Origin of the sequence: Lysinibacillus sp. NPDC097214, assembly GCF_050277945.1 — a bacterium.
In the GTDB taxonomy this organism is placed as follows: Bacteria; Bacillota; Bacilli; order Bacillales_A; family Planococcaceae; genus Lysinibacillus; species Lysinibacillus xylanilyticus_B.
In genome coordinates this window covers 51090-75585 of the sequence record NZ_JBNNSS010000012.1, presented here as the reverse complement: position 1 = coordinate 75585, position 24496 = coordinate 51090, and the positions used below count along the sequence as shown (strand labels likewise).

Sequence of the window (24496 nt, the reverse complement as noted above, 5' to 3'; positions counted from 1 at the left end):
AATATGATTCCGGAGGTGAATTTAATGAATACACAAAGTGAACTTTGTATCGGTGAAGTTGCTGATGCACCTACAACTAACGGTAACCAAAACTAATGTTTGTTTATAGAACATTTAATGAATAAACGATTTTCTAAAATATGATTCCGGAGGTGAATTTAATGAATACACAAAGTGAACTTTGTATCGGTGAAGTTGCTGATGCACCTACAACTAACGGTAACCAAAACTAATGTTTGTTTATAGAACATTTAATGAATAAACGATTCTCTAAATATGATTGGGAGGTGAATTTAATGAATACACAAAGTGAAGCTTGTATCGGTGAAATTGCTGATGCACCTACAACTAACGGTAACCAAAACTAATGTTTGTTTATAGAACATTTAATGAATAAACGATTTTCTAAAATATGATTGGGTGGTGAATTTAATGAATACACAAAGCGAACTATGTATCGGTGAAGTTGCTGATGCACCTACAACTAACGGTAACCAAAATTAATAAAAGAGGAAAGAGCGAATTTTCGCTCTTTTCTCTTTTGAAATTATGAAATTTAAATAAAAAAAACATAAATACTAAAAGAGGAGCGTTTTATTATGGAAAAAACAATTGAATTACCTGATTTTTCTTTTTCATTAGTTGATGCATGTATACTTTTCGGTAATTATTTTGAAGATCGAGAAAAAGAAGAAATAGAAGGAATGGTCAAAGAATATAAAATGTTTTGGAGAATTTTAAAAAAATATCCTAAACAGCAATTATCACCTACAAAATCCATTGATGAAGTATGGCATTTGCATATGTTACATCCTCAATACTATTATGCCGATAGTTTAACATATTTTAATGGAATATTAACGCATAATGCTGGATTTGGGAAAAAAGAAGGGGAACTTCCCGTATTAAATGAAATATTTAATAAGGGCAACGATATTTGGGAAAAAGAATATGGTTATAGATTATAAAAAGAAATATCCCTGGTATGTAGTAGAATAACCACAGTTTCCGAAAAATGATACCTAGAATATACAGGGGGAGAAATTATGCAAAGTAATATTGACATAAGTTTTGTCGCGACGGGTGATAGCTTTATCACTCGTAGACTTCCATCAAAAGATGAGAACTATATGAAAATTTCTTCACTCATTAATACTGCAGATGTCCGATTCACTAACTTAGAAGTAACAACTCATAAAATGGAAGGAATACCTTCCGCTGTTAGTGGGGGTACTTGGGCCATGGCCCATCCTGATGTCTTAAAAGATTTAAAAGCATATGGTTTTAATTTAATTGCGTGGGCAAATAATCATACCCTCGATTATTCTTATGAAGGATTATTAGCTACCGAAAAATACTTAAATCAATACGGTTTTATACATGCAGGGGCAGGAAGTAATTTGTCCTACGCAAGTCAGGCTAAATATCTGGACACTCCTTCAGGTCGTATAGCATTAATCTCTGTTACTTCAACTTTTCATGATTCTTGGGTTGCTGGCGAACAACGGCCAGATATGATAGGTAGACCAGGCATAAATCCACTTCGTCATCATACCTATCACGTTATATCGAAAGATAAAATGAAAAATCTATCTGAAATTGCTGAAAAGGTAAAAGTAAATGGATTCTATAATAAAGGGGTCGAAGCCGGCCTTATAGAAAAATTAAATCCCGATGTATTTCCTTTTGGCAGACTTATTTTTAAAGAGGGGGAAAATGAAGGGAAATATACGACACCTAACCAGAATGATTTAAACCGTATACTAAGGGTTATTGCCGAAGCTAAAACTCAAGCAGATTATGTTCTAATAAGTATTCATTCTCATGAAATCCAAGGAGAAATAATTGAAGAACCAGCAGATTTTTTAAAAACATTTGCAAAAGCTTGTATAGATGAAGGAGCTCATGCAATCATCGGACACGGTCCACATGTATTGCGTGGAATCGAAATTTATAAGGATAGACCAATATTTTATAGTCTGGGAAATTTTATTTTTCAAAATGAAACAATAACCAATTTACCCCATGATTTTTATGAAAAATTCGGGCTAAATCATAGTCATGCTGTAACTGATGCTTTAGATGCTAGAAGTAAAAATAATACCCGAGGATTTTCATTATATCCAGATGCATGGACATCTGTTTTACCTTTGTGGAGCATGAGAAGCGGGAAACTTACTAAGCTGACTTTGTATCCTCTAGAATTAGGGCAAGAAAAAAAACGCTATCAACGTGGTTGGCCTGAAATTAGCGAAAATGTGGATATACTAGAAAAAATGAGGGTGCTTTCTGCTTCGTTTAATACTGAATTGAAAATAGTAGATGGAGTTGGGCATATTGTACTTTAATTTGAAGAATGAGATTAATAAAGTTTAAAAACTAAAAGGATTCAGGATCTTGATGATAAAATACCAATCATTATATAGAAACCGCAATTTTAATATTCTTTATTTTGGAACTTTAATTTCATCACTTGGTGATAAAATCTATGTATTTATTCTTCCATTATTTATTTATGAATGGTCAAAATCTGCATTAACAATGAGTATAGTGCGTGCTATAGATTTTTTACCAAATATATTTTTGGGCATGTTAGCAGGTGTAATTGTTGATAGAATCAATAGAAAAAAAATGATGAAATGGACAAGTCTATTACAGGCATTATGTGTTATCTTACTTACACTATTAATTTGGTTAGATCAACTTGCAACATGGAATCTATACCTCATTGGTTTTTTAATATCTACAGTAAGCTATACATATAATAATGCCAAACACGCTATTGTCCCACAATTATTTGAAAAAGAAAAATTGCAGGATATCCAATCAAAATTCACCTTTATAAATACACTTTTTTCAATTATAGGTCCAGCAATTGGAGGAATTCTAATTATCTGGTTTACTTACGAATGGGTGTTTTTATTTTATTCAATAAGCTTAGTTTTATTATGGATTAGTGTATTCTTTCTTCATACTAAAATAGAACCTGTTAATAGTTCTAATCAGTCTGTATGGTTTGATATGAAAGAAGGTTTTGTAGAGTTATTTGGCAATAAAAAATTACTACCACCAACGTTAGTAATTATTTTCCTTAACTTTGCATCTAGTTTAATAATAGGGGTTATTACCTTTTATGCAGTTGATAAATTAAATGCTTCCACTAAAGAAGTTGCCTGGATGTTTTCTATTTCAGCTATTGGTGGACTCATAGGGGCAAAATGTTTAAATCAACTTCATAAAAGATGGACACGTGGTGCAATATTTATTGGTATGCTAAGGATTGATATGGTTATTCTTTTCATGTTTTTCTTCGCTCAAGAATGGTGGCAACTAGCTATTTTATTAACATTTAGATCTTGTACAAATGTCATTAATAATATTATCTTTTTAGCTATAAGACAGGAAACTACACCTAATCATCTACTTGGAAGAGTAGCAGGTACAACTTCTATGTTTTCTAAAATAATTCTTCCTCTAGGTTTACTTATTTCAGGTATTTGGGCAGAATGGTTACCTATACCATACCTGTTTCTTTTCTCTAGTTTTATTATTTTTATTTTATTAATTTATGTTAATAAAAGTTCTTTTAAATATATTGCCTAAAGTATACTTCTAGTTGAGAAAAGTTTACAAAACAGATTGAATACTTTATAATTTTAGAAAAATCTAATATTTTTAACGTTGATTGGAAGTATTAAGGAATCACTATTGTTCAGAGAGCTATTAATTGGTGCGAAATAGCCAATACATTCCCCAACTCGTCCAGGAGTTTTCACATCGAAAGTTAGTAAATGTGAACGGATGCACCCGTTAGACATGCAAGAACAATTTTTTTAAAATTGTTCTACTTAAGTGAGCTATTAATAGCTAATAAGAGTGGTACCACGGATCCAACTTCGTCTCTTTTTGAGGCGAAGTTTTTTATTTTTAAGAAACTAGGAGGTTGAACAGAATGAATTATGATTTTAGAAAAATCGATAAAAAATGGCAAAGTAAATGGTTGAATGAAAAAACTTTTCAAACTAATGTTTATGATAAGGAAAAGCCAAAATTTTATGTTTTAGATATGTTTCCTTATCCATCTGGGGCAGGATTGCATGTAGGTCATCCTAAAGGATATACAGCAACAGATTTAATAGCACGAATGAAAAGAATGCAGGGGTACAACGTCCTTCATACCATGGGCTGGGATGCATTTGGATTACCGGCTGAACAATATGCAATTGAAAATCAACAACACCCTGAAATAATTACTACCAAAAACATAGATACTTATAGACAACAAATACAAAATTTAGGATTTTCATATGATTGGGATCGAGAAGTAAATACTACTGATCCAGAATATTATAAATGGACACAATGGATTTTTATAAAATTATTTGAAAAAGGCCTTGCATATCAGGATGAAGTGAATGTAAATTGGTGTGAAGAATTAGGTACTGTATTAGCGAATGAAGAGGTAATTGATGGGAAATCAGAACGTGGTGACCACCCTGTTATACGTCGCCCTATGAAACAATGGGTTTTAAAAATTACAGATTATGCAGAACGTTTACTAGAGGATTTGGATAATCTTGACTGGCCAGAAAGTTTGAAGGATATCCAACGAAACTGGATTGGTCGTTCTGAAGGAGCACAAATAAAATTCATTGTTGATGGCACGGAGAAATCATTTGAAGTATTTACAACACGCCCAGATACATTATTTGGGGTAACATACTGTGTACTTGCACCAGAACATAAACTTGTAAATGAAATTACAACACTAGAGCAACAAGCTGCTGTAAATGAATACCTTAACAAAGTAAAGTTAAAATCTGACCTTGAACGTACTGACTTGGCTAAAGAAAAAACTGGTGTTTTCACAGGTAGTTACGCTATTAATCCTATTGACAATAAAAAAATACCAATTTGGATTGCAGACTATGTATTAACTACTTACGGCACAGGTGCTATTATGGCTGTTCCAGCTCATGACGAACGAGACTATGAATTTGCAAAAAAATTCGGGCTTGAAATAAAAGCAGTAATAGAAGGTGGAGATATTGGGAAAGAAGCCTTCACTGGCGACGGTTTACACATTAACTCTGATTTTCTTAATGGTCTAAATAAAATTGAAGGTATTACAAAAGTAATAGAATGGTTGAAAAGTAATAATTCAGGAAAAGAAGAAACTACTTATCGTCTTCGTGATTGGTTATTCTCGCGTCAACGTTACTGGGGTGAACCAATCCCTGTAATTCATTGGGAAGATGGCGCAATGACAACAATCCCTGAAGACCAATTACCACTAGAATTGCCAAAAATCAATAACATCCGTCCATCAGGTACAGGAGAATCACCACTAGCAAACATTGAACAATGGGTAAATGTAGTTGATCCAGTAACAGGAAAAAAGGGCCGCCGTGAAACACATACAATGCCACAATGGGCCGGTTCTTGCTGGTATTATCTAAGATATATTGACCCGAAAAATAATAAACAAATAGCAGATCCAGAACTTTTAAAACATTGGTTACCTGTAGATATATATATAGGTGGAGTAGAACATGCAGTACTTCATTTATTATATGCGAGATTTTGGCATAAAGTTCTTTATGATATTGGTATTGTCCATACAAATGAACCGTTTCAAAAATTATATAATCAAGGTATGATACTTGGTTCAAATCACGTCAAAATGAGTAAATCTAAGGGGAATGTTGTCAATCCTGATGAAATTATTAATAGTCATGGGGCAGATAGCTTGCGTTTATATGAAATGTTTATGGGTCCATTAAATGCTTCAGCACCATGGACAACAAACGGAATTGACGGTGCAAAAAGATTTATCAATCGCATTTGGGATTTAATTATAGATGAAGACGATTGTGTTCGTTCTTCAATAAATAACAATCAAGAAAATACGGAAACTATTTATAAATATAATTTACTAGTTAAAAAAGTTACAGAAGACATGGAGAATTTAAGATTTAATACCGCCATTTCACAATGTATGTCATTTTTAAACTATTTAAACAAAAAAACACAAATTTCAAAAGAAGTAATCGAAGGGTTTATTAAAATAGTGTCACCTATTATCCCTCATATTGCAGAGGAAATATGGGAGAGACTTGGACACACGAGCTCAATTGCATATGCTTCATGGCCAATTTATAATGAAGAACTTTTGATTAATAATGAATGTGAATTGGTAATCCAAATAAATGGGAAATTTAAAACAACAATAAAAATACCTACTAATCTAGAAAAAGAAAAAGTATTGGAATATACCTTAAATGATCCTAAAATTACAGACTATATAACAAAAAAGGCAGATATCAAAAAGTTTATATATATTCCCAATAAAATAGCAAACATATTAATTTAATGATTAGGAACTTCGGGAATGTAGGCAAAGCATGAGAAAGCGAAGATCACCTTCATTTAAAGGCCTTAACATTCATAAAGATTACCCTTGATCATTTTGTTTTTTAACACAAAAAAGCCCAATAAGGTAGTGACCCCTTAAAGTTAGAGTTTTATTTATGCAGCTAATTGGCTGGCATGAGTTCGGTATTTTACCAGGCTCATTCCGGCCAATTTTTGTTTAATTCGATCGTTATTATAGTAATCGATATACTTCTCTATTTTCTTCTTTAACGCTTCATAGGAGATTAATTCTTCTCCGTAATATATTTCTTGTTTGAGTAAGTCAAAAAAGTTCTCCATGGCCGTATTGTCTGCACAGGTTGCTTTACGAGACATGCTTTGGAAAATCTTGTTTTGCTTTAATGTTATTACCCATGAATGATGTTGATAGTGCCAGCCCTGATCCGAGTGAATTGTTGTACAGTATAGGGCGTGTTCTTGAATAATTGGGAGTGTTTGTTTCAATGAGTCTATTACGAAATCAAGTGTAGGGCGTTTAGACATACTAAAGCCCAGTATTTCACCGTTATATAAATCCATAATCGGACTAAAATAGAGTTTTTCGTTGTTTGTACATTTGAATTCTGTTACGTCTGTCACGAGTTTTTGTAAGAAGTACGTTGTATGGAAACGGCGGTTTAATCGATTCTTCGCGACTTTTCCTACAGTACCTTTATATGATTTATAGCCGCGATTAAACTAGGCTGATTCATGTTAAATCGAATTGCTGTATCTTGGTAAGAAGCACCTGTTTGTTTCATAAAGTTTAATACATCTAATTTGAATTGAACAGGATATTCTTCATACTTTGTTTTCCGTTGTAAACCTTCTTCTCCAAAAGCTTTATAAGCCCTAACCCAACGTTTGATTGGAGTTGGAGATGGAATACCATATTTTTGCGCTAATAATAGGTATCCCAGATTCCCTTTTAAATACTCTTGAACAATCTTTAATTTAAAACCTTGGCTATATTTCGCCATACAAAAACACCCCAAAAGTTAGATTTATTACTCTAACTTTTGGGGTGCAGCACCTAAACCTTGAGTTTATTGGACTTTTTCTTTGGTTATTTTTGACGATATGGAAGAATTTCAGATACTGTCACGAATTCATAGCCTTGCCCTTGTAAATAAGCAAGTACAGCATCAAGACCGTCGGCAGTCGATTGATGAATATCATGCATTAAGACAATAGCGTTATTGTGTAAATTATTTTTCACATGAGGTAGTAGCTGTTGAGCATCACGGAACTTCCAGTCTAATGTATCGATCGACCATAAAACAACAGGAATTGGAATTTGAGCGTTAATCGTATCGTTTGTTGCTCCATACGGTGGTCTAAATACAGTTGGCGTTTGATTAATGGCCTTCTCTATCACCCCAGTTGTTGATGCGTATTCATTTACGGCCGCCTCTAGTGACAGTTTTGTTAATACAGGATGGTTCCATGAATGATTACCGATTTCATGTCCCCTTGCAAGCACGTCTCTTGCGATATCAGGGTAATATTGTACGCGACTACCAAGCATAAAGAAGGTAGCTTTTGCATTATACTTATCGAGCGTATTTAAAATCTGTTCTGTAACCTTTGGATGTGGGCCATCATCAAAAGTTAAGGCAATACGTTTTTTGTTTGGATCACCTGTAATAATTGGCTTCGTTGGTTTTTCCATAGCAATCTGGAATTCAGAAGCTAACAACGGATTGATCAGTGAAAGTGGAAGCTTCACAGTATGTGGACCAGCTGCGCCACTAGCAATCTCATACTCATCAAAATAGAATTGTAACGAATTATCAACGATAGCAAAGCGATGGAAGTTAGACCACTTAGGTTCAGTTGACTTGATTACATCGTCCTTGAAAAGCTCTTCCTTTAACTTGGGATTTTGTTGTAAGTCCTTACGTATATAAGTAGCTAATGCTGATAAGTTGTTTTCGTCGTTATTCAACAATGTTTCAATGGAAATTAATTTACCAGTTTCATGATTGATAAAGAATGTTTTTGTTGAAATCTCAGGATTGGCTCCACCTGTATACAACATTTTTGTTAGCACAAAGGAATAGTAGTGCTTCTGATATGGGAAAGTGTCCAAACTAATATTCAGCTCACCTATTGCCTCTTTATCTTTATTTTTTTTCATAGATGACAGATAGTTTTCTTTTGAATCCGTTATGTACTGTAATACAGCATCATTAAAAGCTTTGTTATCTGTTTCTGGATAGTGAATAGCAAAAGGTGTTCGCTTATCATTAGAAACATCGCTTACAATACGTATACCTGGAAACGCAGAGCTTTCTGTGGATAGGTTACTCGTTATTGAATCTGAATTTGACTCGTCTGAGGCACTAATTTTTTGAAACTTAAAGTCATCCTTTGATAGGATAATGACTAAAATAATAGTCGTTAATGAAATGATGAGGCCAATTAATAGGAAATCAATCATTGGGCCGCGTTTTTTTCTGCGTTCCGGCATTTTGATGGAGACGCTCCTTTCCGTATTTATTTTTCTATACAATCAGACGTGTTAGTCATTGAAAAAGTTATACGAATCTACGAAGTTTTGCTATTAATTTGTAGAAACAATCCTCATGAATAAATTACTCATTAGCTTATCGTTTTCATCATATGAAAGCCAAAATACTTTTGTGTTAAAAGTTGAAATTTTAGTTGAGTTTTTATTTGCAGTTCGATACTATTGGCAAGGAACCTTTTAAAGGAGGTAGTTAACTGTAATGGTTTTACATGAAGTGGATAATGAATTTACGATTGACTGCTTATTGCTTGCAGGGCGAATTATGATTGAAAGTGGTGCAGAAACATACCGTGTGGAGGATACAATGCTACGTATGGCACATTCTCAAAATATGCTGGATGCGCAATGTTACGCCACACCCACAGGGATCATCTTTTCGTTAGGCAAGACACAGCCAACGAGAATTACATCAATTTCCAATAGGGTAACAGATTTGCAAAAAATAGCCTTGGTAAATTCAGTATCTCGGAGACTCACATCTCACATGATAACATTAGAAGAAGCTTATGACGAGCTAAAGTCGATACAAAAAACAAATTATTTTTTACCAACATATATTCAAGTCATATCAGCGGCTCTTGCGAGTGGTTGTTTCCTTATAATGTTTAAGGGGGGATGGTCTGATTTCCTTTTTGCCTGTTTGGCAGGGGGGTTAGGCTTCCTAGTGCTTTTATTGATAAATGACTTAACAAAAGTAAAATTTTTCTCAGAATTTACAGCTTCATTAGTAGTAGGAACGATTGCGGTTTTTTCAGTGAAATATGGCCATGGTACGGAAATAGATAAAATTGTTATTAGTTCCGTTATGCCACTAGTACCAGGTATTTTGATCACGAATGCAGTTCGGGATTTAATAGCAGGTCATTTTATATCAGGGATGGCGAAGGGCGTTGAGGCCTTTTTAACAGCTTTTGCAATTGGTGCAGCTATTGCCGTCACTCTATCGTTTTAGGAGGCAGACGACTTGGACTATATCATACAATTGATTCTTAGCTTTTTTGCGACGGCGGGTATCGGAGTTATTTTTAATGTTCCTAGAAAAAACCTCATTTATTGTGGTTTTGTTGGGGTAGTAGGCTGGATGATTTACTTCATCCTAACAGAGCATGGCATGGATATCGTATATGCCTCATTCTTTAGCTCTTTCATCATTGCAATCGTTGCCCATTTGTATGCACGACGCTTCAAAATGCCGATGATTATTTTTATTGTCGGTGGGATTATCCCGTTAGTTCCGGGAGGCATGGCTTACAATGCCATGAGAAATGTAGTTGAGGCTGATTATATACAAGGGCTACAGTATGGATTTAAGGCATTTTTAATTACTGGTGCCATCGTTATAGGACTTGTATTTGCAGAGGTACTGATACAGCTTATTTTCCGTTCTGTCCGTACTAGCAAGGAGACATTCAAAAAGGTCTATAAGAAATAAGGCTCTACAGCAATGTGGATGAGTATGGCTGATAGAAAAATTAAAAACAGATTGAACAATATAAAGGAGGTTACGTTCTAAACGTAACCTCCTTTATATTGTTGTACAAATGAAAGATTCGCTAAACTCTATCAGGAATTTGCTTAACCTTTACAAGGTGTAGGAACAAGCAGATTCCTTTTTCTTTTGCAGTTAAAAATGAGTAGAATAAGACACCTACACAACTTAACAGAAACTTCAAGAAAAGTGAATATCAACATATGTTCAAAAACCAGCAAAAGTTGATTTGAATCTTTTGAAGAGGATTGCTAGTGTTAATAACTGTAGAAAATAACAAATATTATTCATTTAAGGTAGCTACCCTTTGTTATTTTTTCAATATGGTGAAAAGGGGAATTCGAAATGAAAAAAGCAAGCTTACTTTTAATGGCCACTCTTTTAGTCGTTTCCCCATTCTCTTTTAGTTATTGAACTGTTAATGCGATGAGTACTAATGAAAGTAACAGTGAAGATAACAGCCCGAGAGATGTTCTTATCATCGATAATGATGAGGGCATAGTACAACCGAATGATGACGCTAATGATAATAATCTTCGCTAAATAGTAATACAGAAGACGATCAAAAAACATCGACACCTTAAAAGGAGTAGATATTTGTGAGAGTAAGACATAACATTTCATCTCTAAATACAAACAACAGATTAACACATAATAAGAAAAAGGCTGATAGTATATTAGAGAAGCTATCTTTTGGATATAAAATCAATCGTGCAGGAGATGATGCAGCTGGACTGGCAATCTCAGAAAAAATGCGTGGGCAAATTCGTGGTTTAAACATGGCCGGAAAAAATATTCAGGATGGTGTTTCATTAATACAAACTGCTGAAGGGGCTTTAAATGAAGTGCATTCACTTCTTCAACGCGGAAGAGAGTTAAGTGTGCAAGCATCGAATGATACCAATACAGATAGTGATAGAGCAAAGATTCAAATGGAATTAGAAGAGATCAAAAAAGAAATTACATCTATTGGTAATAATACGGAATTTAATACTAAAAAATTACTTAATGGTTCACTAAATGCTATATCATCTTCACCATTTTCATCACCTTCACCAACCTCAACATTAACTATTGTTGATATAGGCACGTATACAGCAGAAGATGGTTGGATTAATTACCCTGGTAGTGACCCTAATCAGAAAAATAAAATTAAGCTTAATGAAGGCGAAAAGGTTATTGATGACCCTGCGAAGGGTTTTTTTACAGAATTCATAATATCAATTGATTATGTTAATGGAGTTCCAAAAAGTTTATCTATTCTGTCCAACTTAGATGGAACTTATATTACAAAAGAAAATCCTAGTTTAATATTTTCATATAACGGTATGACAATTGATCTACGTCATAGAAAACTTCCTCCTGGAACCAATGGTCATTATTTTGAAGGGCATATTCAATTAACAGCAGGAGAAAATCAACCAACAGATCCAACAGACCCAACAGATCCAACAGATCCAACAGACCCAACAGACCCAACAGACCCAACAGGTAACGGTTTAAAGCTTCAAATAGGAGCTAATTCTGGTCAGACAACAGAATTAATAATGCCTGATATTCGTTCACAGGCTATAGGTATTAATGGTGTCTCAGTTTTGGATAGCTCATTGGCTCAAAGTAGTATCAGTAGTTTCGACAGTGCTATCAATATTGTTTCCAGTGTACGTTCTAGTCTTGGGGCGCATCAAAATAGACTTGACCACGCTTATAATTCAGTTACAAATACATCCGAAAGTCTTCAATCTGCTGAATCACGTATCCGCGATACTGATATGGCTAAAGGTATGATAATATTCACGAAAAATAATATTTTATTACAAGCTGCCCAAGCAATGCTCGCTCAATCAAATAAACAACCAGAAGAAATTTTAAAACTTCTTCAATAAATTACTTAATCAGTCATTTCCGTTACATTCCTTTCATGAGAATGGGCATAAGATGCGATAGAATAAATTTTCAAGTAAAGCAAAGTGAAGCGTTATTAAGATTCAACATAACAAGTGGTCTTAGGATGGATCTATTTACAGACCGCTTGGTTCCAAGTCTTATTGAAGGGAGATGTATCGTAATTTTTGATACATCTCTTTTTCTAATAAACCTTAAATATAAAACTAAAAAGTATTTGTTTATACATAATGAGTATTTTTTACAATTTCAAAAAAATTAGCGATGGCATTTTGTTAAACGTATGCAATGCGAATAAGTTGATTGGAGTGGAGGCTGGGTGACTCCTCGGGGATCAGCGTCACAGATGAGACCCTGGAACGAGCAACGCGAGTGAAGCGGCTCATCGGACGCCCCCAGGAAAGCGCCCAGCCGGAACGGAAATCAACCCTTCACTTTGCCGAAGAGATACTTACCAAAAAAAAGGAGGCTACGTCTTAAACGTAACCTCCTTTTTAAAACTAACTATTTAACGAATAGAGCTTCAATTTCTTCAGCATGAATTGGCTTACTAATATAGTAGCCTTGAATTGCATCACAGCCATAAGAAATCAAAAGATCTGCTTGTTCAGCAGTTTCAACACCTTCTGCGACAACTTTAAGTTCCATAGATTTTCCGAGTTGCACCATGCCGTTCATGAGCTTTTGGGTTTTCTCAGATTTTAATAGAGAGCTTGTAAATGTTTTATCGATTTTTAATGTATCTATTGGTAGAATTTGCATATATCTAAATGAGCCATAGCCGGTACCGAAATCGTCTAGTATAAAGGCGATTCCTTCGTTTTCAAGCTTACGCATTTGCTGTGTGATAAAGCTAGCAGCTTCTGCTTCGAGGGCAAATTTCTCGGTGATTTCGATTTGAATAAGGTTTGCTGGACAACCCGTTTTCGCTAACGTTTCAAGAATGGACTTGGCCATGTTCTTATCACGGAATTCGCGTACAGAAGAGTTAATAGATACTTTTAAATCTAGACCAGCTTTTTTCCAGATGAGTGCCTGTTCACAAGCTTTTTCGAGCATAAAGGAACCGATATTATTAATAAGACCTGTTTCCTCCGCAATTGGAATAAGCTCATCTGGTGAGACAACGCCTACTACTTCATCTTCCCAACGAACTAGTGCTTCTACAGCTGTGATTTTACTTGAAGTAACATCAATTTGCGGCTGATAAAGGACTTTTAGGTTTTTCTGGTCAAGAGCTTGAAGTAAACGTTTTTCAATTAAAGCTTTACGATTTAATGCTTTATGTGTTGCTTTGGATAGTGAGACGATTTTATCGCCACCGGCCTCACGGACAGTTGTAATAGTAGCAATAGATGCCTTCATTAGTTGGGAGAATGTAGTTTGATCCTCTGGATAACGTGTAATTCCGCCACTAATAGAAATAGGGACAGCAACATTACTGCTATAAATTGGATGCTGTTGTAAGTAAGACAGGAAGCCTTGAATAAACCATTCACTTAATGGTGTAATCACGACAAAATCATTTTCGTTAATACGTGCCATTGTGCTATCTTGGAAGTACATTTTTATACGATTTGTAAATTCTACAATAAGACTTTGATCGATTTGCTGATCATGTAACTCTTTTAATGTATAAAATTTATCGATACTTAAATAAACGAAAGAGAAGTTTCTTTCCTCCTCAATCATGTTGGAAATCACTTTTTCGAGTCGATGAGCATTCATAAGACTTGTTTCTGTATCGATATAAGCGATTTTTTCAAGCTGATGTTGTATTGACTTAGACTTCGTGATATCCTTTTCGACTAATAAATATTGTTGCTCATTTGTTTCGAGATTGAAGGTTGGGATAGCTGTTAGTAGTACCCAATAAGGCTGACCTGTCTTCGTCACTTTTTCGACTTCACCTTGCCACGTTTGGCCATTGTTTAAATTACGCCAGATGGTATTTGCAATCTTTTCACTGTCTTTAGTATCAGGGAATAGCTGCCAGAATGTTTTACCAATAACACGTTTTGGTGTCCATTGACTCGTTTTTAGAAACTCAGCATTACATTCTAAAATGAACCCATCATGATCAAGGGTTACAGTCATAAATGTCGAATCCAAGCCCTGTTTTAAGTTTACGAGCGTACCGCAATTTGAGACAGAATTGATGATTAAGTCTGGTAGCATAAACATCATAAGGATGAGACGCTCTCCTTGTTCAGTAAATGGTTTAGCTAGCAGCGCTGTGTTAATTTCTTCATTTGTATACGTTTTCAGTTGAACTTGATTGATATACGTACTGTCATCATTTTGTAAAATGGTTTGAAATTTTTCTAATGAAAGCTGATTTAGTAAGTTTTCGTGAATGAATGAAGCGGTTTGTTCTTTAATAGTAGTAGCTGAAAAACCAAATAGCTGTTCAGCAAGCTTTCCCAAATGTATAACTTGTCCGTCTTGATTCATGACAATTGCAGGAAAAGGAAGTGAATTTAAATAATGTTCATCAATGGTAAATGATTTATGCATATGACTCATGATTATTCGATCTCCTTGAGTAATCTATATATACTATTATTATAGTTAATTAAAAGGAATTAGTCATTATGAATATGACTGTAAATATTTGATAATAAAAAAAATAGGGACTTTTTTAATGAAAAACATGGAAAGATTTGAAGAAAAATAACATTTTTTAGTATATATATAGGGAACAAGGAGTGTGTGGAACTTTTAAAAATAATAGTATTTATTGGCTTGAATAGGAAACGCTGATCTTTAATGGTTACCCAACCATATGCTATTGACAGTTTTTTTATGGTAACAATTCGTTTATCGGTTGCAGGTAGTATATTATTTACATATTTATCTTCATTCAGCAAAATGTTTTCTCGCGATAACTATCATTACGCCAAGGGAAATTGAATGTTAACTAGAAAAGATATTAAAGAGAGGGTTCCTTGCTATATTTAAATTTATGGAACTCTTTTATAAAGAACAGGGGGAAGAAGATGAAAGAAATTTTTTCCTATGTGAAGCCTTATAAATGGACGGCATTAATCGCGTTTAGTTTAATGCTGTTGGAATTGTTTGTGGAGCTCGCGCAGCCACTGATTATGGCGAAAATCATAGATGATGGAGTGCAAGCTCAAAATCAAGGGATGATTTGGCAATGGGGAATGGTGTTACTTGGCTTATCTTTCATAGCCTTTATAGCTGGTGTCGTTAATTCATATTTTTCATCGCATACAGCACAGAGTTTTTCCTATGATTTACGAAATGCATTGTTTGAAAAAATACAATCCTTTACATTAGCTACTTATCAAAAATTTCCAACGGCGTCCCTTATTACAAGGTTGACGAATGATGTGACGCAAGTTCAGACGGTACTGTTTATGAGTTTACGTATTATGCTTCGTGCACCACTTGCCGTTATTGGTAGCATTATTATGGCTTTTGTTGTTAACGCTAAACTAGCGTTGTTTCTAGTGATTGGTGCACCGATTATTTTCATCTTTCTTATTGTGATGGTGGCAAAAGGTGTGTCTTATTTTGGACGTGTACAAAAGAGAGTAGATCGTTTGAATCGAGTACTACAGGAAAATTTACAAGCTATTCGTTTAGTGAAGGCTTATTTACGCGGTGCCTATGAAGCCTCGCGCTTTGATGAAGTTGCCTCACGCTTAAAAATAGATACTGTAAAAGCTCTACGCACAATGGAGTATATTATGCCTGTATTGTTATTCATCATGAATATGAGTTTACTTGCAGTGCTGTGGTTTGGGACAAAACAAATAGCGTCCGGTACAACACCACTTGGAGATGTAGTGGCTATTGTCAATTATGCGATGCGTATGACAGGTTCGTTTTCGATGTTTGCCTTTATTATTATTTTTTATGCGCGCGCAAAAGCCTCAGCAGATCGAATGGCAGAAGTCCTTTCAACCGAGAACGAGATTGAGTTACCATCATCTTCAGAGAATGCATCTACTGACTTGAACAAAGGAGAATTAGCGTTTGAGCATGTAAGTTTTACGTATCCTGGGGGAGACACACCTGTACTTTCCGATGTAAGCTTCCGAGTGAAATCGGGTGAAAAGCTTGCCATTATGGGGGCAACAGGTGCAGGGAAATCAACGCTATTACAGCTTATCCCACGTTTCTACGATGTGACAGAAGGCAAAATCGTAGTAGAGGGGAAAGATGTACAGCAATGGGATTTACAAGAGCTACGTGAAACAATCGGCTATGTACCGCAACAATCTTTATTATTTACAGGAAGCATTGCTGATAATGTTCGTTGGGGCGATTCAGAGGCTGATATGGATGCAGTGCTACACGCGACCATGCAAGCACAAATCCATGCCTCTGTGGAAGATTTCCCGAATGGTTACGAGACAAGAGTCGGGCAGAAGGGTGTCAATCTTTCGGGTGGTCAAAAACAAAGATTATCGATTGCAAGAGCTTTATTAAGAAAAGGGCATATATTGATGCTTGATGATAGTACAAGTGCGCTTGATGTGAAAACGGAGCAGGCATTGTGGGAGGCGTTGAGTGAAGAACAAGCAACAATGTTAGTCGTCACTCAAAAAATTCGCACAGCGAAAGGGGCACATCGTATTTTACTGATCGATGCTGGAAAAGTGGTTGCATACGGGACGCATGAAGAGCTTTTGCAAACGTCAGCGCTCTATAAAAAAATCGCAATCTCCCAACAGGAGGTGGAGGAATAATGGGATTTTTCCAAAAACCTTTTGGCTATGAGCCGATTTTGACGAAAGATGATGTGAAGCAGACGGTTAAGAAAAAGAAGGGACCTCGTGCGACCAATTGGAAAAGTACACTACTACGTTTATGGAAAATAGTCGATGAACAACGTGCACTACTAATTATTGTACTGTTACTTGTTTTGGTGAGTTCCATGTTGGCTCTCCTTGGGCCATATGTGATCGGTAAAATGATTGACATGTACGTAACGCACGGAGAGCTTGCAGGACTAGAGAAGGGGATTATGCTGTTAATCGGCATTTATGCTTTATTAGCCGTATCGTTATTTTTGCAAAACTATTGGATGATTGGTATTGCCCAACAAACCATTTATCGATTACGAACGACTGTATTTGCGCATTTCCAAAGACTGCCAATTGCCTTTTTTGATCGTCGTCAGCATGGAGAATTGATGAGTCGGATGACGAATGATATTGAAGCCGTTAGCTCCACATTAAATAGCTCCTTTATCCAAGTATTTTCTAGTGTAATAACACTGACGGGAACAGTAATCATCATGCTAAGTTTAAGCCCGTTATTAACGGTATTAACGATGACGATTATACCGATTATGTTTTGGGCGATGCGTTGGATCACACGGAGAACCGCACCATTATTTAAGGAACAGCAAGCGGCCATAGGAGCTCTAAATGGCATGATTGAAGAAACGATTTCGGGCCAGAGAATTGTGAAAGCTTTCTCACAAGAGGAACGAATGAAAGAGGAGTTTCGCGAAAAAAGTGTACGATTAAAAAGTACTGGCTTTTGGGCACAAACATATTCTGGCTATATCCCCAAGGTCATGAACTTTTTAAACAATATGAGCTTTACAATTGTGGCGGGTATTGGTGGTGTACTTGCTCTTTATGGGCATGTGTCCATCGGAGTCATTGTTATTTTTACAGAATACGCAAGACAATTTACACGACCGTTAAATGATTTGGCCAATCAATTTAATACCGTACTGTCAGCAATTGCTGGTGCTGAGCGTGTATTTGCGCTACTGGATGAACAACCTGAAAAGGAAGCTGCTTCAGCGCAAAAGCATAAGCTAGTAGGACAGGTAAGTTTTCAACATGTGTACTTTAAATATGAGCAAAAAGAAGAAGCTTACACGTTGAAGGACATTCATTTTAACGTGGAGCCTGGGCAAACGGTAGCTCTTGTAGGAGCAACCGGAGCAGGCAAAACAACGATTTTGCAGCTGATTGCAAGATTTTATGAAGTATCAAAGGGTGAGGTTTTATTTGATGGTGTCAACGTTCAACAAATAGAACGACAGGCATTGCGCTCACAAATGGCCTTTGTGTTACAGGATCCGTTTTTGTTTGAAGCAACTGTACGTGAAAATATTCGATATGGTCGATTAGATGCTAGTGATGAAGAGATAGAGGAAGCGGCAAAGCGTGCAAATGCACATGACTTTATCATGTCGCTAAAGGATGGCTATGACACAGTACTTGCGGCAGATGGTAGTGGCATTTCGCAAGGTCAAAAACAGTTATTGTCCATTGCACGAGCATTGATTGCCGACCCGAAAGTTTTATTATTGGATGAGGCGACAAGTAGTATTGATACCGTTACGGAGCTTGCGATTCAAGAGGCTCTTGATCTGTTAATGCACGGACGCACAAGCTTTGTGATTGCTCACCGTTTAAATACAGTACACAATGCCGATATGGTGCTTGTAATGCACAAAGGTGAGTTAGTCGAAGCGGGCTCTCAACAAGCGTTAATGGAGTCTGGAGGCATTTATGCGCAGATGCTACAATCTTCATCCTATCATCTTGATGAGTAGGATGAACGAAATGATGTAGGTATAAATTTCATTTCTCAAACATAAGAAAGAGTAATTCTGAAATTTTTGGGATTGCTCTTTTTTAGATGAAATAATGTCTATCATTTCAAATTTTAAATGTAATTTATCTGTTAAAACAGTATAATTGTGGATGATAACAAAATGAAAAATAGAGGTTTATTATTGGCCGATAGAAGATTTATAGATGATATATTACCTAGGTGGGGAGCAACTAGACGTTCATTCGCAGTAGAAATGGGATCTTCAAATAAATGGGCGTGTATAAAAATACACACCTAATTCTAGTAACTTTCAGTCATTATAACCGTCAATAATCATATAAAACTTTTAATTTCACTATATTTGAAGTAAAATTGTTAATAATTAGAAGTGTTGAATTTATTTTGTTGCCAGCTTATTTTCTTTCTTGCTACAATAGGGCAATAGTTTGATACAAGAACGGAGTAAATGATGAATATTTCAGTGATGACAGTGTCTTTTCCGTTAGATGGGGAAACAGTAAATGAATTAAAATTATTGTGTGAAGAAGCGACTACACATGACTATCGTGTCTATGAAACAGCTATGGGTTTGCCTATGGCGAGTTCCTTTGAATCGAAGGGCTTTATGGTACTTGCTTATGAAGATGACAAAGATGTCTTAGTGGGTGCAGCGAGTGCAATAGATTTAATGGGACTTCATACATATGAATGGTCTTTAGTTGTAACACCTATGTACCGTCAAAAAGGAATTGGAACTGCTTTAGTAGAAGTTTTACAGGCAGGCCTCAAAGAGCGTGGGGCAGAGGGTCAATTGGCGGTAGTGATAGATGGGTCACCTTTTGGACACACGTTTATTGAAAAGAAGGGCTTTACATATAGCTTTTCTGAAGCCACTTTAGAAACAAAAGCAGAGTCAGTTGAATTAAAGGATAATATCGAAATTATTCCATATACAGATGAACAGGCAGAGCTGATTGCTATTTATAGTGCAGCGTTTGGAGATCTACCTGAAGAGTCTGAGGAGCTAATCGCTTTTAATACGTCAACGACTGGAAGAAAACTATGGGTAGCACGTAAAGACGGGAAAGTTGTGGGAACCGTGACAACTGCCCAGGAAAATGAAATACAATGGGTAACAGCATTGGCAGTGTATCCAACTTGTGAGGGGCAAGGGATAGGTACGGCAATGCTTTCATTTTCCAAAGATTATGCGAGCAAAATTGGTGCGAAATTCGTTATGCTAGATGTAGAGATTGACAATCGAAAGGCGCTTTCTGTTTATGAGAAGGCAGGCTTTATGAAGGCTCAGCAAATAGACTATTTTGTAAAACAGTAGGTGAAAAGTGAGGAGTGGTGCTTTATGCATCGCTCCTCACTTTTTTTGTGTCCAGCAACAAATCCAAATTATGAAGATAAGGAAGCGGAGAATTTTCAGATGGAGATAAACGAACTACATAAAAGGATCGATAAGTCTTTCTTTCAAAGGAAATGCCAAGAAAATAACATTCGATTTTGGGATAAAAAGTTGAAAAGAATACGCGTGATATGCAAATAAACCGTTTATCAATTTTTGTTCAAAAGTGAACAAAAGTTGATTTGCATTCTTTTCCGGAAGGTTTTAGGCTTAATAAGCCAGATCATTAAAGATAAAAGGATGTCCTTTTTTTGTTTTGCGATGTAATAATTTTGTAACAAATAATAATAATGGTTATCTCGAGCTTGATGTTATGTCATTATACAAGATTCAATGTAGTCAACAATACTCGTTTAACTTCTTTCAGTGGATGTCCAAACACCCGTTGAAATAGAGGGACTCTGGCTAAGAACTGCACATCCTGTGAAAACGCCTGAGTGGCCGACATCGTATTGGCCCTCATGCAGGACTCATTCATTCCAAATTCGCGATTATCAAATTATGTTAGAAAAGCAACAAAAGTTGATTTTTATTTTTTGGCAAAATGCGTTACAGTTGGTAACTGTAAAGGATTGAAAAATAAAAATAAACATAAAAAGAGAAAAAAGATGTTTAAAGAAGTTCAGAATGAGGTATATGTTAAGTGTAAAAGGTAAATAATCTTGTATTTATGTTAATAGTAAAGGAGTTTCTAAGTATTCATTTTCATCTATAATTCTAAATTGCAAAATGATCAAATCAACAGGAAGTTAGGTTTTTAGGCAGTTATAATTCGAAAATAAGAGATACCAAAAATCTAAGAGTCTAGAGAAAGCCCACAGATGGGAGTTATGAAAGATCATCATTTCAGGAGTATTAGTTACCATATCGGATTTTATTCGAACATAAGTATAGATAAAATACAAAACTAATGAAATGAGAGGGTGATTGAACCTTGAAAGGTCCTTTTCTACCCACTAATTGTAATTATATTACATAAAATGAATAAAATGGTTTTCTAACTGTTGTTAAGTAATCCACAAAACGGTGGATGAACCTTATTTAGAAATAATAGTTGTTATTTACCGGATCAGCATTTGAACTGATACGTAAATATAAAAAATAAAAAAGTGAAAGGAGAGCTAACCATTGAAGAAAAAGACAATGCACGTTGCAGCAATCGCTACTGTACTAAGTAGTATGGCCATTTCGCCATTATTTGCTTTAGCAAATGGAACAGAGGAAGAAAAAGAAGAGAAAGTAAAAACTTATCAAACAAATGGAGTAGTGAAATTTATTCCGAATACAGATCCATCAGGTCCTGTGGATCCAACTGATCCAGATCCAGGGAAGCCAGTAACTCCAGTACCAGATCCAGGGCCGGGAACTGGCGGACCTCTAGGTATTGATTATGTATCAAGTCTCGATTTTGGTGTTAATGAAATCGCGAACAAAGATATTACTTACTATGCGAATGCACAGGAGTTACGTGTTGAAGGGGTTAGTAAATATGTACCAAACTATGTCCAAATCTCAGATAATCGCGGAACGAATGCCGGATGGAGATTAACTGTTAAACAAGAAGGTCAGTTTTCTAATGATGTTGCTACCACACTAAATAAAGTATTAGAAGGCGCGGTAATCGAATTTAAAAATCCAACTGTCACAAGTAAAACTCAAGTGACACCGCCAACAGCTGCTGAAGTAATTACATTAGATCCAAAGGGAGCTGAGTCACTTGTCATGTCAGCAAGCCCAAATGCAGGGGCTGGCCTTTGGGTGAACCTTTGGGGAACAGCAGAAGAAATGACGGATGGGGAAGGTAAGAAAATTCAAAAAAACAAGGCGATTACCCTTACTATTCCAGGGAAAACGCCAAAAGATGCTGTTCAATACAGTACAAAATTAACATGGAAATTATCGGATGTTCCAACTGGTAAATAAAACTAAAGGATGATGGAAAATGAAAATTAATACTAATTTAAAAGCACTAGGTGTTGCAGCAACAATGTTAACAGGTTTCGTAGTAGGAGGAAGCGCAACTGCGTTTGCAGAAGGAGGAGGCGGCACAGAAGAAGGATATAACAGAAGTTATAACTCTAGTACAGTGATCGAATTTCAACCATTTGATGGCGAAAACTCCATAACACCGCCAGTAGATCCAACTGACCCAGGTAACGAAATTAACCCAGAACCAGAACTGCCAGGTGGTGGTGATCCAGGCTCAGGAACAAATGGTCCATTAAGTATTGACTATGCTTCTAGCTTAAGCTTTGGTAGTCCAAAAATTACCTCTACCACTCAAAAATACGATGTAAAGCCACAAACATTTAAAAACCGTACCCCAAAGGAAGGTCCGAACTATGTCCAAGTTACCGATAACCGAGGGAACGGAGCAGGTTGGACCCTGCAAGTGCAGCAAAATGGTCAATTCAAAACTGCAAAGGGTGAAGAACTAGGAGATGGTGAAGAACTAAAGGGGGCTAGAATTATTTTTAATGATGTTTGGGTGAATTCAAATGCTCAATCAAATCCCGCAACTAGTCCTACATCATTTGATTTGAAATTTAATGAAGACGGAACATCTGTTACTGAAACGGTTATGTCTGCTAAAGTAGGAGCAGGTGCTGGTACTTACGTTTTAGTATTTGGTGATAACAGTACAGCAGCAAAAAGTATTCAACTTGAAGTCCCAGGTACATCTACAAAATATGCCAAAAAATATTCTACATCATTAACTTGGAAACTAACAGACATACCTGGAAAAGATGCATGAACAGAACCAGAACAAGAGCCACAACAATAATAAACATAGTCATGATGGGGAACTATCATAAAAGCAAAATAGGAACCTATCATTTCATTGAAATATGTTGATATACAGGTGAAAACCCGTGTAAACTCCTACTAATTCTATTGGCAATAAAGCAACAGGAGTACTACGTCTTCGTGACATCCTGTTGCTCCATTGCTAGAGGAACATATAGTGGGTCTTTACCACAATTAATAACTTAGAAGATTTTTTAGAAAGTCTCTTTAATGTAAGGATGGTAGAAATTATGAGAAAAAATACGTTATGGACCTTAATCGGAATATTATTCATCAGCTTAGTATGGTTTACACCATTTGCTTCTGCATCAGAATTTAATTTTGGTGTGTATACCGTTATTCCAGATAATCAAATTGATAAACAAAAATCTTATTTTAATTTAATGATGAAGCCGAGCCAAGAGCAGACATTAACGATTGAATTAAAAAATGATACGGAAGAGGATGTCGTTATTGAGCCTAAAATTCATTCAGCTACAACGAACCTGAATGGAGTTGTAGAGTACGGCCCTACAAGTGCCGAACGTGATTCTACATTGCCGTATGAGTTAGGGGATTTAATTACAACAGATAAAGAGATTACCGTTCCAGCTAAAGGGAGTAAAGATCTTTCTTTACATGTAACGATGCCTGAAGAGGAATTTGATGGTATTTTAGCGGGTGGTATTACGTTAGAAGAGAAAGAAACTTCGTCAACAAATACGCAAGAAACGACTAAAGGTTTAAGTATTGAGAATAAATATGCTTATGTAGTAGGAATTACCCTACAAGAGACGGTTGAAGTAGTGACACAGGATTTACTATTACATGATGTGAAAGCGGGACAACTGAATGCACGCAATGTCATTAATGCTACGCTTCAAAATCCAACGGCAACGTATTTAAACCGTTTTGAAGTGGAAGCGGAAGTGACGAAAAAAGGGCAAACAGAAGTGCTTTACGAATCGAAAAAACAAGACATGCAAATGGCCCCGAATTCTAACTTTGCTTATCCGATTGAATTGAATGGGGAAAAATTTCAAACTGGAACATATACGTTACATTTAAAAGCGAAGTCTAGTAAAGAATCTTGGGAATTCGAGAAAGACTTTACTATTAAAGGAGAAGAAGCGCAGCAATTCAATGCAGCAGATGTATCGATTGAAGGTCCAAATTATCTAGCGTATTTGGTAGGATTGCTAATTCTTCTAGTAGCAGGATTACTATTCTATATATTTTATAGCAAAAAGAAGCAGAAGAAACAACAAGAAATAAATAATTAATGGGTCAACAATACGCCTTCGTTCTGGAAGTAGCTGTACCGGTTACTTTGCAAACTTTTCGTTTTGGGAAATTACGCACCAATTTATGTTTCTGAGATGCAGGATGGAGGCAAGTA

The 24496-nt window shown here is 35.8% G+C and carries 16 protein-coding genes, 1 pseudogene and 1 other annotated feature; of the genes and pseudogenes, 13 read left to right on the top strand and 4 right to left on the bottom strand.

Features of this window, described 5'->3' with window-relative positions:
• The first annotated feature begins 599 nt into the window (after window positions 1-599).
• The 4 genes from ACQKMI_RS21340 (at window position 600) to leuS (ending at window position 6373) form a co-directional block, all read left to right on the top strand.
• Window positions 600-968 carry a glycine-rich domain-containing protein-like gene (locus tag ACQKMI_RS21340; RefSeq protein WP_427492182.1) on the top strand — a complete coding sequence of 123 codons (369 nt, stop codon included), beginning with the start codon at window positions 600-602 and terminating at the stop codon, window positions 966-968.
• Window positions 969-1046: 78 nt separating this feature from the next.
• Window positions 1047-2348, top strand: coding sequence for a CapA family protein (locus tag ACQKMI_RS21335; protein WP_427492180.1), 1302 nt, complete (start codon window positions 1047-1049; stop codon window positions 2346-2348).
• Between the two features lie 52 nt (window positions 2349-2400).
• Window positions 2401-3603, top strand: coding sequence for an MFS transporter (locus tag ACQKMI_RS21330; protein ID WP_427492178.1), 1203 nt, complete (start codon window positions 2401-2403; stop codon window positions 3601-3603).
• 69 nt (window positions 3604-3672) lie between these two features.
• Window positions 3673-3907 (top strand) — a binding site (T-box leader).
• Between the two features lie 45 nt (window positions 3908-3952).
• Window positions 3953-6373: a leucine--tRNA ligase gene (leuS, locus tag ACQKMI_RS21325; RefSeq protein ID WP_427492176.1), complete on the top strand. Its 2421-nt coding sequence runs from the start codon at window positions 3953-3955 to the stop codon at window positions 6371-6373.
• A gap of 155 nt (window positions 6374-6528) precedes the next feature.
• Here the strand turns inward: leuS and ACQKMI_RS21320 are convergent.
• The 3 genes and pseudogenes from ACQKMI_RS21320 to ACQKMI_RS21310 form a co-directional block, all read right to left on the bottom strand.
• Window positions 6529-7047: pseudogene (locus tag ACQKMI_RS21320) on the bottom strand (IS3 family transposase); the annotation flags it as partial.
• 29 nt (window positions 7048-7076) lie between these two features.
• A complete protein-coding gene (locus ACQKMI_RS21315) occupies window positions 7077-7394 on the bottom strand; it encodes a transposase (protein ID WP_427492174.1) in 318 nt (105 codons plus the stop codon).
• An 86-nt stretch (window positions 7395-7480) separates the two neighbouring features.
• A complete protein-coding gene (locus ACQKMI_RS21310) occupies window positions 7481-8887 on the bottom strand; it encodes a polysaccharide deacetylase family protein (protein ID WP_427492172.1) in 1407 nt (468 codons plus the stop codon).
• A gap of 259 nt (window positions 8888-9146) precedes the next feature.
• On the opposite strand from ACQKMI_RS21310, the gene ACQKMI_RS21305 reads away from it, so the two are divergent.
• The 3 genes from ACQKMI_RS21305 (at window position 9147) to ACQKMI_RS21295 (ending at window position 12322) form a co-directional block, all read left to right on the top strand.
• Complete coding sequence (locus ACQKMI_RS21305) at window positions 9147-9899, top strand: threonine/serine exporter family protein (protein ID WP_323650953.1); 753 nt, start codon at window positions 9147-9149, stop codon at window positions 9897-9899.
• Window positions 9900-9911: 12 nt separating this feature from the next.
• Window positions 9912-10379 carry a threonine/serine exporter family protein gene (locus ACQKMI_RS21300; protein WP_427492170.1) on the top strand — a complete coding sequence of 156 codons (468 nt, stop codon included), beginning with the start codon at window positions 9912-9914 and terminating at the stop codon, window positions 10377-10379.
• 656 nt (window positions 10380-11035) lie between these two features.
• Window positions 11036-12322 carry a flagellin gene (locus ACQKMI_RS21295; RefSeq protein ID WP_427492168.1) on the top strand — a complete coding sequence of 429 codons (1287 nt, stop codon included), beginning with the start codon at window positions 11036-11038 and terminating at the stop codon, window positions 12320-12322.
• A 523-nt stretch (window positions 12323-12845) separates the two neighbouring features.
• Here ACQKMI_RS21295 and ACQKMI_RS21290 read toward each other — a convergent pair.
• Window positions 12846-14867, bottom strand: coding sequence for an EAL domain-containing protein (locus tag ACQKMI_RS21290; protein ID WP_427492166.1), 2022 nt, complete (start codon window positions 14865-14867; stop codon window positions 12846-12848).
• A 473-nt stretch (window positions 14868-15340) separates the two neighbouring features.
• On the opposite strand from ACQKMI_RS21290, the gene ACQKMI_RS21285 reads away from it, so the two are divergent.
• From ACQKMI_RS21285 to ACQKMI_RS21260, 6 genes are all read left to right on the top strand, one after another.
• On the top strand, window positions 15341-17062 hold the full coding sequence (locus ACQKMI_RS21285; RefSeq protein ID WP_427492164.1) for an ABC transporter ATP-binding protein: 1722 nt from the start codon (window positions 15341-15343) through the stop codon (window positions 17060-17062).
• On the top strand, window positions 17062-18894 hold the full coding sequence (locus ACQKMI_RS21280; protein WP_427492162.1) for an ABC transporter ATP-binding protein: 1833 nt from the start codon (window positions 17062-17064) through the stop codon (window positions 18892-18894). Before ACQKMI_RS21285 ends, ACQKMI_RS21280 begins: the two co-directional genes overlap by 1 nt.
• Before the next feature lie 468 nt (window positions 18895-19362).
• Window positions 19363-20232, top strand: coding sequence for a GNAT family N-acetyltransferase (locus tag ACQKMI_RS21275; RefSeq protein WP_427492160.1), 870 nt, complete (start codon window positions 19363-19365; stop codon window positions 20230-20232).
• A gap of 1206 nt (window positions 20233-21438) precedes the next feature.
• The gene (locus ACQKMI_RS21270) at window positions 21439-22233 is read left to right on the top strand and encodes a WxL domain-containing protein (protein WP_427492158.1); all 795 of its coding nucleotides are present in this window, start codon (window positions 21439-21441) and stop codon (window positions 22231-22233) included.
• Between the two features lie 19 nt (window positions 22234-22252).
• Entirely contained in the window at window positions 22253-23065 is an 813-nt protein-coding gene (locus ACQKMI_RS21265) for a WxL domain-containing protein (protein ID WP_427492156.1), read from the top strand.
• 283 nt (window positions 23066-23348) lie between these two features.
• Window positions 23349-24380, top strand: coding sequence for a DUF916 and DUF3324 domain-containing protein (locus ACQKMI_RS21260; RefSeq protein WP_427492154.1), 1032 nt, complete (start codon window positions 23349-23351; stop codon window positions 24378-24380).
• Window positions 24381-24496 lie beyond the last annotated feature (116 nt).